11 protein-coding genes are annotated in these 15,109 nt (G+C 45.4%); 7 read left to right on the top strand and 4 right to left on the bottom strand.

Annotated elements, in window-relative coordinates; genetic code table 11:
- Nucleotides 1-50 precede the first annotated feature (50 nt).
- The 7 genes from ACY652_RS15675 (at nucleotide 51) to ACY652_RS15645 (ending at nucleotide 10,160) form a co-directional block, all read left to right on the top strand.
- The gene (locus ACY652_RS15675) at nucleotides 51-2,357 is read left to right on the top strand and encodes a family 20 glycosylhydrolase (RefSeq protein ID WP_462265326.1); all 2,307 of its coding nucleotides are present in this window, start codon (nucleotides 51-53) and stop codon (nucleotides 2,355-2,357) included.
- 34 nt (nucleotides 2,358-2,391) lie between these two features.
- Entirely contained in the window at nucleotides 2,392-3,228 is an 837-nt protein-coding gene (locus ACY652_RS15670) for a PliI family lysozyme inhibitor of I-type lysozyme (RefSeq protein ID WP_462265325.1), read from the top strand.
- A 324-nt stretch (nucleotides 3,229-3,552) separates the two neighbouring features.
- Complete coding sequence (locus ACY652_RS15665; RefSeq protein WP_462265324.1) at nucleotides 3,553-5,520, top strand: tetratricopeptide repeat-containing sensor histidine kinase; 1,968 nt, start codon at nucleotides 3,553-3,555, stop codon at nucleotides 5,518-5,520.
- Nucleotides 5,521-5,554: 34 nt separating this feature from the next.
- On the top strand, nucleotides 5,555-7,594 hold the full coding sequence (locus ACY652_RS15660) for a BatA domain-containing protein (RefSeq protein WP_462265323.1): 2,040 nt from the start codon (nucleotides 5,555-5,557) through the stop codon (nucleotides 7,592-7,594).
- Nucleotides 7,595-7,629: 35 nt separating this feature from the next.
- Nucleotides 7,630-8,886, top strand: coding sequence for a dihydroorotase (locus ACY652_RS15655; protein WP_462265322.1), 1,257 nt, complete (start codon nucleotides 7,630-7,632; stop codon nucleotides 8,884-8,886).
- Nucleotides 8,887-8,893: 7 nt separating this feature from the next.
- Nucleotides 8,894-9,565: a hypothetical protein gene (locus ACY652_RS15650; RefSeq protein ID WP_462265321.1), complete on the top strand. Its 672-nt coding sequence runs from the start codon at nucleotides 8,894-8,896 to the stop codon at nucleotides 9,563-9,565.
- Nucleotides 9,566-9,572: 7 nt separating this feature from the next.
- The gene (locus ACY652_RS15645; protein ID WP_462265320.1) at nucleotides 9,573-10,160 is read left to right on the top strand and encodes a DUF4199 family protein; all 588 of its coding nucleotides are present in this window, start codon (nucleotides 9,573-9,575) and stop codon (nucleotides 10,158-10,160) included.
- An 83-nt stretch (nucleotides 10,161-10,243) separates the two neighbouring features.
- Here the strand turns inward: ACY652_RS15645 and rseP are convergent, their stop codons facing one another.
- The 4 genes from rseP to ACY652_RS15625 are packed head-to-tail and all read right to left on the bottom strand — an operon-like array spanning nucleotide 10,244 to nucleotide 15,109.
- A complete protein-coding gene (gene rseP / locus ACY652_RS15640; protein ID WP_462265319.1) occupies nucleotides 10,244-11,575 on the bottom strand; it encodes an RIP metalloprotease RseP in 1,332 nt (443 codons plus the stop codon).
- Between the two features lie 19 nt (nucleotides 11,576-11,594).
- Nucleotides 11,595-12,782, bottom strand: coding sequence for a 1-deoxy-D-xylulose-5-phosphate reductoisomerase (locus ACY652_RS15635; protein WP_462265318.1), 1,188 nt, complete (start codon nucleotides 12,780-12,782; stop codon nucleotides 11,595-11,597).
- A 45-nt stretch (nucleotides 12,783-12,827) separates the two neighbouring features.
- On the bottom strand, nucleotides 12,828-14,327 hold the full coding sequence (locus ACY652_RS15630) for a GH3 auxin-responsive promoter family protein (protein WP_462265317.1): 1,500 nt from the start codon (nucleotides 14,325-14,327) through the stop codon (nucleotides 12,828-12,830).
- A gap of 5 nt (nucleotides 14,328-14,332) precedes the next feature.
- The gene (locus tag ACY652_RS15625) at nucleotides 14,333-15,109 is read right to left on the bottom strand and encodes a glycerophosphoryl diester phosphodiesterase membrane domain-containing protein (protein WP_462265316.1); all 777 of its coding nucleotides are present in this window, start codon (nucleotides 15,107-15,109) and stop codon (nucleotides 14,333-14,335) included.

Raw genomic sequence — 15,109 nt, 5'->3', positions numbered from 1 at the left:
ACCTTGCTTAGGTTACGCCTTATTACTTAATTATTATTCAACTTCAATTAATGCGTTTAAATTTCGTTAGCAGTATGCTGCTGTTGCTCTCTTGTTCTTTATCAGCCCCGGTATTTGCACAAGCTCCGGTTCCGGCCATCATTCCGCAACCTGTTTCTGTTAAAAGCAATCCGGGTGTTTTTGTTGTAGGTCAGCCAACCGCCATCGTTGCCGACAGTATTGGTAACAAAGCGGTAATGTTTCTGGCTGATTACCTGAAGAACAGGTATGCGCTTCAACTACCGGTAAAACCGGCAAACAGCACAAACTCAAATGCTATCATTATTACCTCTGCCGGAAGCGAAAAATTGCCGGCTGATGGTTACCGCTTAAACATCACACCCACCGGAGTAACCATTACGGGTAAAGGTGCCGGGATATTTTATGGTATTCAATCCCTCATACAGCTGATTCCGCTCGAACGCTCGGCTACGTTGAAGCTACCTTGCGTGCAGATAGAAGATTATCCCCGCTTTGCTTACCGGGGCCTTCACCTTGATGTATCGCGGCACTTTTTTTCGGTGCAATTCGTGAAACGGTATATTGATCTGATGGCGGCTTATAAGCTCAACAATTTCCACTGGCATTTAACCGACGACCAGGGCTGGCGTATCGAAATAAAAAAATATCCGCGCCTCACCCAGGTTGGCAGTCAGCGTGCACAAACGCTGATCGGCAATTACCGTGATAACCCGGTACAGCGGTATGACAATACACCGTATGGCGGTTATTATACGCAGGACCAGATACGTGAAGTGGTAAAGTATGCTGCCGACCGCTACATCAACGTAATACCCGAAATAGAGATGCCCGGCCATGCCCTGGCAGCACTGGCAGCCTACCCTGAACTGGGCTGCGACCCAAGGATTAAATATGCAGTTGCCGAAAAATGGGGCGTTTTTAATAACGTGTTCTGCCCGTCTGAAAAAACGTTTGGCTTTTTAGAAGATGTGCTTACCGAAGTGATGGAACTGTTCCCGAGCCGCTATATACATATAGGCGGTGATGAAGTGCCTAAAACCGTTTGGCGTAACTCCGCCTTTTGCCAAAGCCTCATTAAACGCTTAAAGCTGAAGGATGAGCATGGCCTGCAAAGCTATTTTATACAGCGCATGGAAAAGTTTGTGAACAGCAAAGGCCGCAGCATAATTGGCTGGGACGAAATACTGGAAGGCGGACTTGCCCCTAACGCCACCGTGATGAGCTGGCGGGGCGAAGACGGCGGCATTGCAGCCGCACGCCAGGGGCACAACGTAGTTATGACCCCCGGAAGCGGCGGTTTATACTTAGACAATGCACAAGGCAAGCTGGGTAACGAACCCCTGGGCATCGGCGGTTATGCACCGCTGCAAAAAACCTACAGTTACAATCCTACCCCTGCGGCCCTTACTGCTGAACAACAAAAATTTATATTAGGTGTGCAGGCTAACCTGTGGACCGAGTACATTGCTACAGAAAGCAAGGCTGAGTATATGCTGCTCCCGCGCCTGCTGGCATTGGCAGAAGTAGCCTGGACACCGCTTGGCCTGAAAAACTATACTAATTTTGCACAGGTACGGCTGCCGCACCACCTGGCCTGGCTTGATAAAAATGATTTTAATTACCGTGTGCCGGAGGTAATCGGCCTTAAAGATACTACAACCATTGCCTCACAGTATCAGGTAAACCTCAAGCCATCGGTAGAAGGGGCAAAAATTTATTACACCATTGATGGGTACAGTACACGTGAAACAGACCTGGTTTACGAACACCCGTTTACGTTAAACATTCCGCTGAATGATTACCGCGAGCTGCAAACTATGGTAATTACCCCTTCTGGTTTGCGCAGTAACATTACTAAGGTAACCATATTTAATAAGCCTCCTATGGCTCCGGTGCCTTACACTGCTAACATACAGGGCTTAAAATTTAAGGTGGTTGATGGTAAGTTTACCTATACCAGCCAACTGGATGAAGCGGCAATAACCGATAGCGGTATAACTAAAAGTTTTAACATATCCTCGTTCGCCAAAAGCCGCCAGTCATTTGGCGTAATATATACCGGCTTTATACGTATTGATACGGGCGGCAAATATCTGTTCTCTACCGTATCAAATGATGGTTCGGTATTACTGATAGATGAGCAGCAGGTTGTTAATAATGATGGCCGGCATAATTTGTATGAGCAGGGCGGCGAAATTTTACTGCAGCCCGGCTACCACCGCATTACCGTTAAGTACTTTGAAGGCGGAGGCGCGGCATCCGGCGCACTGCATGTGTACATGACCATTCCGGGTAAGCCTAAGGGAGAAGTATCACCTGCCGACCTGTTTAATTAAATAACCATTGCATTAAAACCCCACCCCATTGCCTATGAAATTTGGTTACGCATTACCCGGCCTTATTTTATGCCTGGCTGTTGCAGCCTGCCGGCACGATAAAGATAATAATCATAAAACTGCCCGGGCAACAGTTAACAAGCCTGCTGTTATGCCGCCCTTTCGTTTTCACGAGCGTATTGAGGTGGTGCCCGGAATAGATTACGATGTATTAAGCTGGGGCCGGGGAACTGATTCGTTAGGCGCTTATATGATCCTGTGCTCCGATTCGGTTGACAAAAAATATACTACCACCAATGGTAATCTGGACGGAGCCATCAAAGATGTGTTCAATTCTGATTTAGATACGGACGGCAACCCGGAAATATTTATCCTGTCGCAAACCGCCGACTCTACCCATTACGGCAAGGTTGATGCTTATGAATACAATAATGATAACGCCCGGAAACTTGAATTTCCAAAGTTAAGCTCCCGGCAAAAAGAAGGCTATCATGGCGGTGACAGCTTTGTGGTTAAGGAAGATAAGATTATCCGTACTTACCCGGTTTATGATAGTGATAACCGGAATGCAAAACCTACCGGCCAAAAGAAGATATTAGAATACAGCTATCATGGCAACAGTTTCTCGGTAAAACAACTGAGTACTGATAGTACAACTACAGCCACAAGTACATCAGCAAGTACGGCAACGGTTCGCCCCGAACCGGTTGCCCGCCACTCAAAGCAACCTAATGATACAGGCAATCGTCGCCGCCATACACACCATAGCGAAAGCCATTCCCGCGTGAGCAAACACCACGAGATAAGTAAGCACCGCTCGTCAGCCCATCACCGCGAAAGCAGCAAAAAGCGAAGGCGGCACAGAAGATAAACAGAACCGGGCCATTTCAAAGGAAATGGCCCGGTTCTGTTTAGATCGGGTTATGTCAGGCATCTTGGCAGGGCCGGTAAAGACAGGCCGTTATCACTTACAACCAGTATTACCCGAAGGAGCAAAATTGTTACTGCCTGTTTTTATGGCACAGACGTAACAATTTAGCTGCTACTAACGTAATGCAGTAAAATTAAGTAAGCAATTGCTGTAGTCAGCTTATTTTGTGCTAACGGTGTTTTTTAAAACTATGCCCTTACAGTACTACTTATTATAAACCAGGTATACCAGCTATTTTAACACGAAGCTTGCTTTAACATCACAGTGATTCACCGGATACTAACCTGCTTACTGATTTTTTGCTTTCTGCTTTCAGGAGTTAAGGGCATTGCACAGCAAAATCAAAATACCGGCCTTAATGCGGTAAAAGCAGAGGTGGACACGCTGAACAGTAAGGGATTTAAGATGTTCAGGCATGATGCTTCTAAGGCGTTGCTGCTCTTTGTACGTGCTGAACAGTTGGCCGAAGACAATAAATACCGCGAAGGGCTGGCGGCAGCCTATGTAAACCAGGCCGAAGTATTCAGTCAGCGCGGCTACTCCAAGCGGGCTTTGTTGTTATACTACCAGGCTTTAGCCATCAGCCAGCAAGATGGGGATGAATATCACGCCGCCCAGTGCGAACAGCACATCAGCACGGTAAAACGAAAGTTAAAGGAATTTACCGAAGCCGCACGATTGCTTAATCATGCACTGGTGGTGTTTACGCGTTTGCACAAGCCTGTTGATATTTCCAACGTTCAGCTAAGGCTTGGCTTATTAAGCCAGAGCTTAAAGCATTATGACAAGGCTTTGAACTTGTATGACCAGGCCTATCAAACCAGCTTACAGGCCAGGTACACCTATGGTGAAAAAAAGTCGTATTACAGCAAAGGGTTGCTCTATGAGGATTTGAAAAACTATCCTGTAGCATTAAAATGGTTCAACCACGCTTTGAAGGTTGATACCTTAACACATGATAATTATGGAAAAGCGTTGTCATACCTGGAAATTGCCCGGATTTACAACCTGCAACAACAGCACAATGAAGCTGAAAAATACGCTGTATTATCTTACACCAACGCAAACAGTGTGGGTGGCATTGATATTACCAGGCAAGCTGCAATAATACTGTTACACATCAACCGGTATCTGCATAATACCGATGGCGTAATAAAGTGGCAGGATAAGCTGCTTACCATTAGCGCCCAGGTAACAGAACAGGAAAAGAAAGAGGCCATAACCTTTATGGATGTGTTTAAACAGCAACAAGAAAACCAGTCGCGTTACCTGGCGCAGATAGACAGAATCAAGAAGGTTTCCCAGGAAAAAACAATCTACCTGAAAGTGTTTCTGATTATTGTATGTATAGGTTTTGCGCTGGGCATACCTTTGCACATCAGTTACCGCAGGGCAAGGGCTTACGCGCTGGCATTAACGGATAAGAATGAGCAGATTGAAGAAAAATCGGCAGCAGTGCAGCATTTGAACAGCCAGATTGTGCAGCAGAATAAAGAACTTGCACAGGATAACAACCTCAAAAATAAATTACTGAGCGTTATATCACATGACCTGCGGCACCCGCTGGTAAATACACGCAGCCTGCTTGATATTTATAACCAGCAGATGCTATCGCAGGAAGAAGCTAAAACCTTGTTCGGCCAGCTGGAGGCACAATATGTGCGCACCATTACCTTACTGGATAATTTACTGTTCTGGATTAAAAGGCAGGTACAACATGCCGAAGCTAAAAAGAACGATAATGCAATAACCGGAATGGTGAATGAATTGATTGAAGAGCAAAAGCTGGCTTTACACAACAAAAAACTAACGGTTACCAATTACATAGATTGCACAGTTAACTGGTATGCCGACCGCGAAGCGTTACGCATAGTGTTCAGAAATCTGCTTAATAACGCCTTGAAGTTTACACCTGATAAAGGAAGCATACAATTCACTTCAGTACAAACTGACGGCTTTACAGCTATTGTTATTAAGGACAGCGGAATTGGCATGGCCCCCAGTAAATTGAAAAAAGTAATTGAAGGCAGTTACATGACAACCAACGGTACCGCCGGCGAAATGGGTACCGGTTTTGGCCTGTTGCTGGTGCGCGACCTGATCTCAAAGAATGGCGGCACCCTGGAGATAGAAAGCAGCCCGGGGGTTGGCAGTTCATTTGTTATACGCTTTCCGCAGTATACTTCTGCAGCACCACTGCATTTAAGCCAGGCAAATCAGGAAATATCATAGCTTTGTTCTGAGCAAGGAAGGATAGCGTACTGATATGAATTTTGAATACCCCGAAGTATTTTATGCGCTGCCGGTATTGGCCATTCCAATTCTGGTGCACTTATTTAACTTCAGGAAATATCAACGCATAACCTTCTCCAATGTACAGTTCTTAAAAGAGATACAGCAGCAACAGGCTTCGCGTACACACCTGCGCGAGCGTATGGTCTTAACCGCAAGGTTGCTGATCTTTTTGTTCGTACTGCTTGCTTTTAGCCGCCCTTACTTTGCCGGTCGTAAATCAGCCGCTGATAATACACCGCAGGTTATCAGCATTTTTGTAGATAATTCTTACTCGATGCAAACCCTCAACCCGGAGGGCAGGCTGCTGGACGAAGCCAAACGCCGGGCCAAAGAGATTGTAGCTGCATACCAGAGCAACACCCGTTTTCAGCTGCTCACCCAGGATTTTGAGGGGCAGCACCAGCGCTTGCTTACAGCCGAAGAATTTGACCAGGCGGTTGACACCCTTACGCTATCAACGCAAAGCCGCTCGTTACAGCAAATTATCAGCCGGCAGCAAAATTTTCTTAACCTGCAGCCGCAAACCACAAAAAGCTATTATGTAGTATCAGATTTTCAACAAAACTTAGCTACCGGCAAACTGCTCCAAACCGACACATCTGCTTCATTAAACTTTGTTAAGATTGAGGCTGCTCCCCTGCCAAACCTTGCTGTTGATTCTATCTTATTGCTCAACGCGGTGCACCGGCCGGCAGAACAGGAAAAACTGGTAATCAGGATCCGTAACTATTCAGACAAGGCCGCAATATCGGTACCGGTAAGATTATTAATCAACGGTGTACAAAAAGCGGTAAGCAGTATCAGCCTCAGGGACAATAGCGCAGGCAATGATACTGTTACCTTTTCGGAGCTGCAAGCCGGCTGGCAGCAGGCGCAAATACAGTTGCAGGACAACCCTGTTACCTTCGATAATACTTTTTATTTCAGCTTTAATGTACAGCCGCACTTACCCCTGCTGCTCATCAACGGCAGAAACAAAAATCAATACCTTACCGCAGCCTTCGGCACTGACAGCTTTTTTAAACCGGACCAGATCAGCTCTGGCAGCATCAATTATGCTACGTTAAGCCAGTATCCTGTTATCTTCATAAGTGATGTTGAAACTATCCCTGCCGGACTGGCGCAACAGTTACAAAACTATGTTCGTAATGGCGGCACCTTAATGGTATTTCCTGCCGGCGATGCAAACGCAGCCAGCTATCAGCAATTACTTCGCCCTTTAAACGCTCCCTGGCCCGGTCAGCTTTTAACAGAAGAAACCAAAGTACTATCGTTTAATGCGCAGCATCCGGTATGGAAGGGTATTTTTGAGCATTTTTATGACAAGCCTGATCTACCCATCGTACATAAATATTATAAATTAAATTTACCTGTTGAACATACTGGCAAGGCGCTCCTGATGCTTCCGGGAAACGATCCCTTTATTTCAGGTTATCCGGCTGGTAAAGGCATGGTATACCTTTCTGCTGTGCCGCTTGATGAAGGGTACAGTAACCTGCCAAAACATGCCTTGTTGTTACCGATGCTATTCAGGGTTGCCCTGCTCAGTAAAAATGATGCAGCCCTGTATCATTACATCGGGCAGGATGAGCGCATCACCTTTTCACAGGTCGGCATTAAAGAAAAGCAGCCGCTGTATCTTACCAAAGGCGCAGTTAAACTGTTACCTGATGTACAGCTATCTAATGGCATCAGAACGCTGTACGTGGCCGACCAGGTAAAGCAGCCGGGCATGTACCGGCTAACCGTAAAAGACAGCTTGCTGGCCGTATTTGCCTTCAATAACAGCCGTTCGGAGTCGGACCTGCACTACCTCAGCCGCGAGGCAGTTCAGAAAATGCTTCCGGCCCAAAGCAGGCTGATCAATGCCGGCGCTAAACCCATAACCACAGCACTGGCCGAAGCAAATAAGGGGCTGCATTTATGGAAAGTTTGTCTAATTTTGGCGTTGTTTTGCATTGCTGCCGAAATATGGCTTGTCCGGTATTTTAACAAGTCCGGCATTACATAAACTATGTATTTATAAGGCACCACAACTTAATAAACATGGATCTGCTTATTCAATCTGCTGTTATACTTAGTCCGCAATCGCCTTACCACCGGCAAACAGCTGATGTGCTTATTAAAGATGGCATCATCACAAAAATTGCCCCCAAAATTACTGATGCAGATTTTCAGAAAATTGATGCACAAGGGCACTACCTCTCTCCCGGTTTCTTCGACTTGAACTGCAACATTGGCGAGCCGGGCTTTGAAACCAAGGAAGATTTGTTTACCGGTACTAAAGCCGCAGCAGCAGGGGGCTATACCGGGCTGGCGCTGTTACCCAACACCCAGCCACCCATACATTCTAAAACAGAAGTAGCATACCTCATTAACAAAGCCAAAAACAACCTGGTTGACGTGTATCCGCTGGGTAGCATATCATACAAGCGCGAGGGTAAGGATTTAGCCGAACTTTATGATATGTACATGAGCGGCGCCAGGGCGTTTACGGATGGCAATCACCCGGTACAAGATGCAGGGTTGATGGAAAGGGCGTTATTATATGTGCAGGCATTTGATGCACTGATTATTTCCAACCCCGAGGATGCGGCCATTGCAGGCCAGGCCAGGGTGCATGAGGGCGAAGTAAGTACATTGCTGGGAATGAAAGGCATCCCTGCCCTGGCCGAAGAACTGATGATTGCGCGCGACCTCTATTTAGCGGAATATACCAACGCAAAAATACATTTCAGTACGCTGTCATCAGCCGGATCTGTGGAGTTGATAAGGCAGGCCAAAAAGAAAGGGCTGCGGGTAACCTGCGATGTAGCCGCACATCATCTGGCTCTTACCGATCAATCATTGATGAATTTTGACAGCCTGTACAAGGTAAAGCCGCCCCTGCGTACCCGTGCGGATGCTAACGCTTTGATTGCAGGTTTAAAGGACGGCGCCATTGATGCTGTGGTATCGCAGCATACCCCGCACGAAGTTGAGTACAAAGATGTGGAATTTGAAATTGCCGCTTATGGCTTATTAGGGCTGCAAACCACCTTTTCGCTTACGGTGCAGGCAGGATTATTGCCGGAAGTAATTGTACAAAAACTGGCCATAGCCCCCCGCGAGATACTGCAACTACCCATACCGGCAATTACAGAAGGTGCAATTGCCAACATTACCCTGTTTGATAGCCTTGGCCAATGGCAATACACCAAGCAGAACAACCAATCCAAATCTTATAATTCTCCTTTTTTAGGCCATAACTTAACCGGCCGAATACTGTTAACCTGTAACCATAACCAGGTACATTTTAATTAAAAAAACTATGACTGACTTAAAAGTCCAGCTGGCCATAGAAACTTCGATAAACGAATTTTCCAAATACAACAATACGAACGCCAGGCTATTCAGCAGCCAGGCTATTACTCTTTTTTCTTCTGAAAATGATTTTTTAGAAAAAGCTAATGCGCTTGATGACTTGTTTGATGAATACCCGCAAACCGAAGCTTTACGCGAAGTGTTTTTTGATTTACTGATGGTAAACTTCTTTAGCGCAGATATTAAAAGACTGGATGATGACTATCTGGAAAGTGAAGAGTGGGCCGAAATTGAAGAGGAAACCATGGACCGTGGTACCGAATTGCTAAACGTATTGCTGTATCTTAACGAATGCAGGGATGAAGAAATTGAGCCTTCTTTAGAAGATTACCTGAATGAATTTCTGCTGGTGAACGATGATGAATTTCAGGATGAGCATCGTATATATGAACCGGTAATTGCCAATCAGCAACTGGTAGAGAGCACACCCGGGGAAGTAAACAAAGTAGCCGATACGCTGACAGATGACGACGAACTGCAGGAACTGTTCTATCCAATGATGTGTTTTTTCCAAAACATACAAAGCCCCGCAGAAGGCGCTAACGAAGTAACTGCCGCTTCTGACAATAAAGACTTTGATACTGCTGTATACTGCATACTAACCACCTTTAACAACTAAGCTGTACATGCAGTATAGTAATTCAACATTAAGGTTAAGCGGCATTAAGTACGGGTTATTACTTGGCATTCTATTATTGGTAATCAGTATAGCTGCGGTTTATTACACCGCCTATATCAATACCTCGGTAGTAGCTTTGGTTATAGCTTTGTTTCTAACCAAGTATCCGCTCCAAATACTGTTCGGGCTTGGTTTTGCAGTATTACTGAAAAGATCGATTGGAAATTACTGGAGTTTAAAACAGGCCACCACAGGTATATTCTTTATGTTCTATACTGCACTGGTAATTGCTTATATTGGCTTTAATGTTGTATTTGTACATCTTTTGCATCCTGCAGCTGTTTTAGAAGCAAACAAACATACTGTGCAGTCATTCCAGCAAGCTCAACAGCATAATGGAGTTCCGCCAATTGAAATGAATAAACGTGCAACCGAACTGCAGGGAAACTTAAATGCCGGCATGCATATTACTGTTGGCAACGTGGTAACCTACCTGTTGCTGGGGGTGGTATTTGCCTTTATTGCCGCTTTTATATTTGGCGTACTACTGAAGCGGGAACCACCCCTATTTACCCGTAATGTTGATTACGAGTAAACTATATTAACCGCCTTAAACATAGAAAGGGCTTATCACTTATATGGTAAGCCCTTTCTATGTTTAGTATACTTAAGTGTTTCTTATTTATGATGAACGATCCTCAATATATCATTACCAAAGGCAAACACCATCAAGGTAATCAGCATTACAAAACCTACAATCTGGGCACGCTCTAAAAACTTATCGCTTAAGGGTTTCCCCTTAATCATCTCAATAATCAGAAACAGCGCATGGCCACCGTCGAGGGCTGGTATTGGCAGCATGTTCATGAGTGCAAGGGCCATGGATAATAAGCCCACAAGGCTCCAGAAACGCAACCAGTCTACATGTGCGCCAAAAAAAGTGGCAATGCGCAACGGACTGGAAATGGCCTTACTGGGATTAATCTTACCGGTAATCATCTTACCTATACCGGTAGCATTCGTGCTGAATGTGTCCCAGGCCTTGGCAGCGCCAACCGGCAGCGATTGGAAAAACCCGTATTGCACCGTTTTTTCCTTAGGCAGATCGCCTTTCTGATAAAAGCCCAATTGCCCCTGTGCGTTTAGCTGTGCGGTAAGTTGCATAGGCTTTTGGTTACGTTTAACGCCCAGTTGCACTTGCTTGCCCTTATTTTCGGCCAATGCCTTTTGCATCTCATCAAAATACATAACCGGTTTACCGTTTACCGATACAATGCTGTCGCCTTTTAACAAACCCGCCTTTTGCGCTCCGCTGCCGGGTTGCAGCGAATCTACAGCAAACCGGATGCGGGGTAACCGGCTGACGAACTGATCTACGCCCTGGTCTGAAATATCATTTACAATGCTTGATGGCACCGTAACGTTCAGCGTTTGGCTGCCGCGCTGTACCGTAAGCACGCAGTTACCCATCAGCACCTGCGAACTGATGATATCCTCGTACCGTACCAATGGCTTACCATTAATGGCGGTGATCTGATCGCCTGCCTTCAAACCAATCTGCCGGCCAATTACTCCGGGTACAATACCGTGCTTCAATTCATTATTCGGAATGTAGCTTTCGCCGTACTTAAGGGTTAACACCCAGAATATCAGCACCCCCAGTATAATGTTTACCGTTACTCCCCCCAGCATCACAATGAGGCGCTGCCAGGCCGGTTTAGAGCGGAACTCCCAGGGCTGCGGTTCACCGGCCATTTGGTCGGTATCCATTGATTCATCAATCATACCGGCTATTTTTACATAGCCGCCCAACGGCAGCCAGCCAATACCATACTCTACCCCTTTATAATTATATTTAAACAGGCTGATGTTCCAGGCATCAAAGAACAGGTAGAACTTCTCTACCTTGATGCCGAAGGCACGGGCTGCTAAAAAATGCCCCAGCTCGTGCAAAATCACTAAGATTGATAGGCCTAAAATGAGCTGGCCTGCCATTACTAATACATCCATTGAATAATTTTGAAGTATATTATGCCTTTAACGGCATTTTGGTAATTAAATTTTGTGCGAATATGCGGGTTTCTTTGTCAGTATTCAAATAGTCATTTAACGATGGCTTACCTATAAAGCCAATTTGTACCATACATTCAGAAATCATATCGCTCATGCCTAAAAAACCGATCTCATCTTTTAAAAATGCAGCAACGGCCACTTCATTCGCAGCGTTGATAATGCAGGGCATATTGCCCCCCTGCTGAAGCGCCTGATAGGCCAGCGGTAGGTTTTTGAAAGTATCGGTATCCGGTTGTTCAAACGTGAGGGAGGCAAAATCAGCAAAACTGAATCGTTTAAACTGGTTTTGTAAACGGTTGGGCCAGGCCAGCGCATACTGTATAGGCAGCTTCATATCGGGCAGCCCCATCTGTGCTTTAACAGAGCCATCATTAAACTGCACCAGCGAATGAACGATGGACTGCGGGTGCACCACTACCTCTATATCATCGGCCTGCACATCAAACAGCCAGCGGGCTTCTATTACTTCCAGCCCCTTATTCATCAGCGTGGCCGAGTCAATCGTAATTTTAGCGCCCATCACCCAGTTAGGGTGCTTTAGCGCCTGTTGCCTGGTAACTGCAGATAAAAATTCAGCATCCCTGCCCCTGAACGGGCCGCCTGATGCGGTGAGTATCAGCTTCTCAACTGAAGCCGGATCTTCACCGGCCAGGCACTGAAATATGGCCGAGTGTTCAGAATCCACCGGCAAGAGCCTGCTTCCTGACGCTCTTGCGAGCGTGGTAATTAATTCGCCTGCAACCACAAGTGTTTCTTTATTCGCCAAGGCAATATCCTTACCGGCTTTTATGGCTGCAATGGTAGGTTCAAGGCCCGAAAAACCCACCATAGCGGTAAGTACAATATCAATTTCAGCCGCAGTAACCAGTTCGCAGGCAGCCTGATGGCCGGCCAGCACCTGTGTAGAAGTATGGGCTAATGCATTTTTCACCTCCATATACTTGCTTTCATCGCAGATTACTGCGTAAGCGGGTGCAAACTGTAACGCCTGCTGTATCAGCAAATAGGCGTTGCTGTGCGCCGTAAGCAACCAGGCTTTAAATAACGAGGGGTTTTCTTGTATAACCTCCAACGTTTGGGTACCGATGCTCCCTGTGGCGCCTAATATGGCAATATTTTTAGGCTGATGCTTTAACTCACTCATGTATCAGTAGCTTATACGGTTTAAGTTTAAGCTTGGTTTTATAGGTTAAATGATGTGCATACTTAATTGATCAGCAATATTACGGTCGTTTGATAAACGGGGCACTTTGTTCTGACCGCCTAATTTCCCCTGCGACCGCATATAATCAATAAAGGTATCCTTTTTGAGGTTTCTGATGATCAATGGTTGTAGAATATTACCCTCAATCAGGTCAGCGTAATAAATATTCTTTTGCTGCAACGTCCGGTCAATTTTTAGTGCAAAATCCTTTATATCAGCCGGCGGATTGCCAAATTCAATAAACCACTCATGATAAGGCAACTGTCCCTTTGGCGGGTTCACCTGGGGTGCCACTGTAAATTCTGCAATGTTTATGCCCTGCTCACCCGCCACGCTGAGCAGCGCCTGCTCCACTTCCTCGGCAATCACATGCTCACCGAAAGCAGAGATATAATGCTTTATACGGCCGGTAACCACAATCTTATGCGGATAAAGTGATGTGAACTTCACAGTATCTCCCAGGCTGTAGCCCCACAAACCTGCATTGGTGTTTAGTATGAGTGCATAGTTTACGCCCAATTGCACATCTGCCAGGCTGATGCGGACGGGCTGCGCATTGTAAAACTCGCTAACCGGAATAAATTCATAAAAAGTCCCGGAGTTTACCAGCAGCAGTAACCCTTTGTCCTGCTGGCTGTCCTGAAAGGCAATAAACCCTTCAGAAGCCGGATAAGTTTCTATTGCATCTACCGCAAAGCCAATCGTGTCTTCCAGCCGTTTGCGGTAAGGCTCAAAATTTACTCCCCCATATACAAACAGTTTAAAATTCGGAAAGATGTCCTTTATCTTTTTACCGCCGCTTTTTGCCGAAAGCCGGTCGAAGTACATCTGGCACCAGGGCGGGATGCCTGATATAAGGCGCATATCCTGGGGGTAGGTTTCTTCTACAATGGCATCAACCTTTTCCTCCCAGTCTTCTATACAATTGGTTTTGTAACCGGGTAACCGGTTCTTTTGCAGATAGGCGGGCACAAGGTGTGCAACAATGCCCGACAGGCGCCCTATCTTAATACCGGCCTTTTCGCTCATCACCGGGCTGCCCTGCAGGAAAATCATCTTACCATCAACAAAATCGGTGTTACCGGTTTCATAAATGTAGCTAAGCAGGGCGTTACGTGCAGCTTTGATATGCTCGGGCATACTCTCCTTAGAGATGGGTATGTACTTTACACCTGATGTGGTGCCTGACGTTTTGGCTAAATAAGCTGGCTTGCCGGGCCATAAAACATCGGGTTCACCTTTGGTTACCTGGTCTATATAAAAGCGCAGGTCTTCATAATCACGTATGGGTACCTGCGCTTTAAAATCTTCATAGGTGCGGATCGATTCAAAATGGTGATGTTTGCCAAAAGCTGTATTTTTTGCCGATGTAATAAGTTTTAGCAAAACCTTCTGCTGCATCTCAGGACCATGCTGCCGGATGCGCTGCAATTCCATTTGCGCAAGCCGGGCAAACCATTTACTTAAATAGGCTTTTACTCCCATGTTGCTTACAGGGTTTCAGACACGTCATCATCCACATCCTGATGGCTGTATATCAGTTTACGGTAAGTGGTAATAATTATTACCTGAACGGCCGGAAACGTAATGGCAAACCAAAAAATGGCTGCAAATTCAATAAAATAGATCTGTAACGGGCTGTATTGGTCTACAAACAGGGTAATGATGCCATTAATGATTAACAGGATAAGCGCTACAAACACAAATACCAAAAGCACCATAGCCAGCAGCTTAAAAAAGTTCCCTCTTGTTACTTTAAAGCTTTGCACTAAGGATTCAACCGGCCCCGAATCATCATCTACAATAAAGCATAAGCAAAAAATAAGGCGTATCCCTAAATAAGCAGCCGCAACTACTTCTAAAACCAACAGCGTTTGCAGCAGATAAACATTTTTTATTAAACGGAAATCAATAAATATAACCGTACGGATAACCACATTCAGCGCTATACCAATAATTACCGCATTCAATACCATTTTGAACGAAGGTATGATGTCCCTGAATTCAAACTCGTAGTATTCACGGTCTATCAGGGTAAGCAAGAGCCGGTAAAAAGATAAAGTTAAGTACGCAGCAATAAGCGATATCAGCTGGGTAACCGCTACCTGCGTTAAATAATTTTCAGAACTGAAGTATAAGGAAATATTATCTTTCAATATTTCCCCTAAAAAGGTTATGGTAGTAAACACGATAAGTATGATGTAATTTTTTTTAATTACATCCCATGCTTTTTTTATGGTTTCACGTATCGTAAAGGGATGGTACAT

This window comes from Mucilaginibacter sp. (genome assembly GCF_965200995.1).
Classification (GTDB): domain Bacteria; phylum Bacteroidota; class Bacteroidia; order Sphingobacteriales; family Sphingobacteriaceae; genus Mucilaginibacter.
This window is presented reverse-complemented; position numbering and strand designations above follow the sequence as displayed.

Bases quoted from the DNA above. Each gene is read 5' to 3' on its own strand.
- rseP (WP_462265319.1), bottom strand. From the start codon at position 11,575: ATGGATGTATTAGTAATGGCAGGCCAGCTCATTTTAGGCCTATCAATC.
- ACY652_RS15655 (WP_462265322.1), top strand. From the start codon at position 7,630: ATGGATCTGCTTATTCAATCTGCTGTTATACTTAGTCCGCAATCGCCT.
- ACY652_RS15675 (WP_462265326.1), top strand. From the start codon at position 51: ATGCGTTTAAATTTCGTTAGCAGTATGCTGCTGTTGCTCTCTTGTTCT.
- ACY652_RS15645 (WP_462265320.1), top strand. From the start codon at position 9,573: ATGCAGTATAGTAATTCAACATTAAGGTTAAGCGGCATTAAGTACGGG.
- ACY652_RS15670 (WP_462265325.1), top strand. From the start codon at position 2,392: ATGAAATTTGGTTACGCATTACCCGGCCTTATTTTATGCCTGGCTGTT.
- ACY652_RS15630 (WP_462265317.1), bottom strand. From the start codon at position 14,327: ATGGGAGTAAAAGCCTATTTAAGTAAATGGTTTGCCCGGCTTGCGCAA.
- ACY652_RS15625 (WP_462265316.1), bottom strand. From the start codon at position 15,109: ATGTACCATCCCTTTACGATACGTGAAACCATAAAAAAAGCATGGGAT.
- ACY652_RS15635 (WP_462265318.1), bottom strand. From the start codon at position 12,782: ATGAGTGAGTTAAAGCATCAGCCTAAAAATATTGCCATATTAGGCGCC.
- ACY652_RS15660 (WP_462265323.1), top strand. From the start codon at position 5,555: ATGAATTTTGAATACCCCGAAGTATTTTATGCGCTGCCGGTATTGGCC.
- ACY652_RS15650 (WP_462265321.1), top strand. From the start codon at position 8,894: ATGACTGACTTAAAAGTCCAGCTGGCCATAGAAACTTCGATAAACGAA.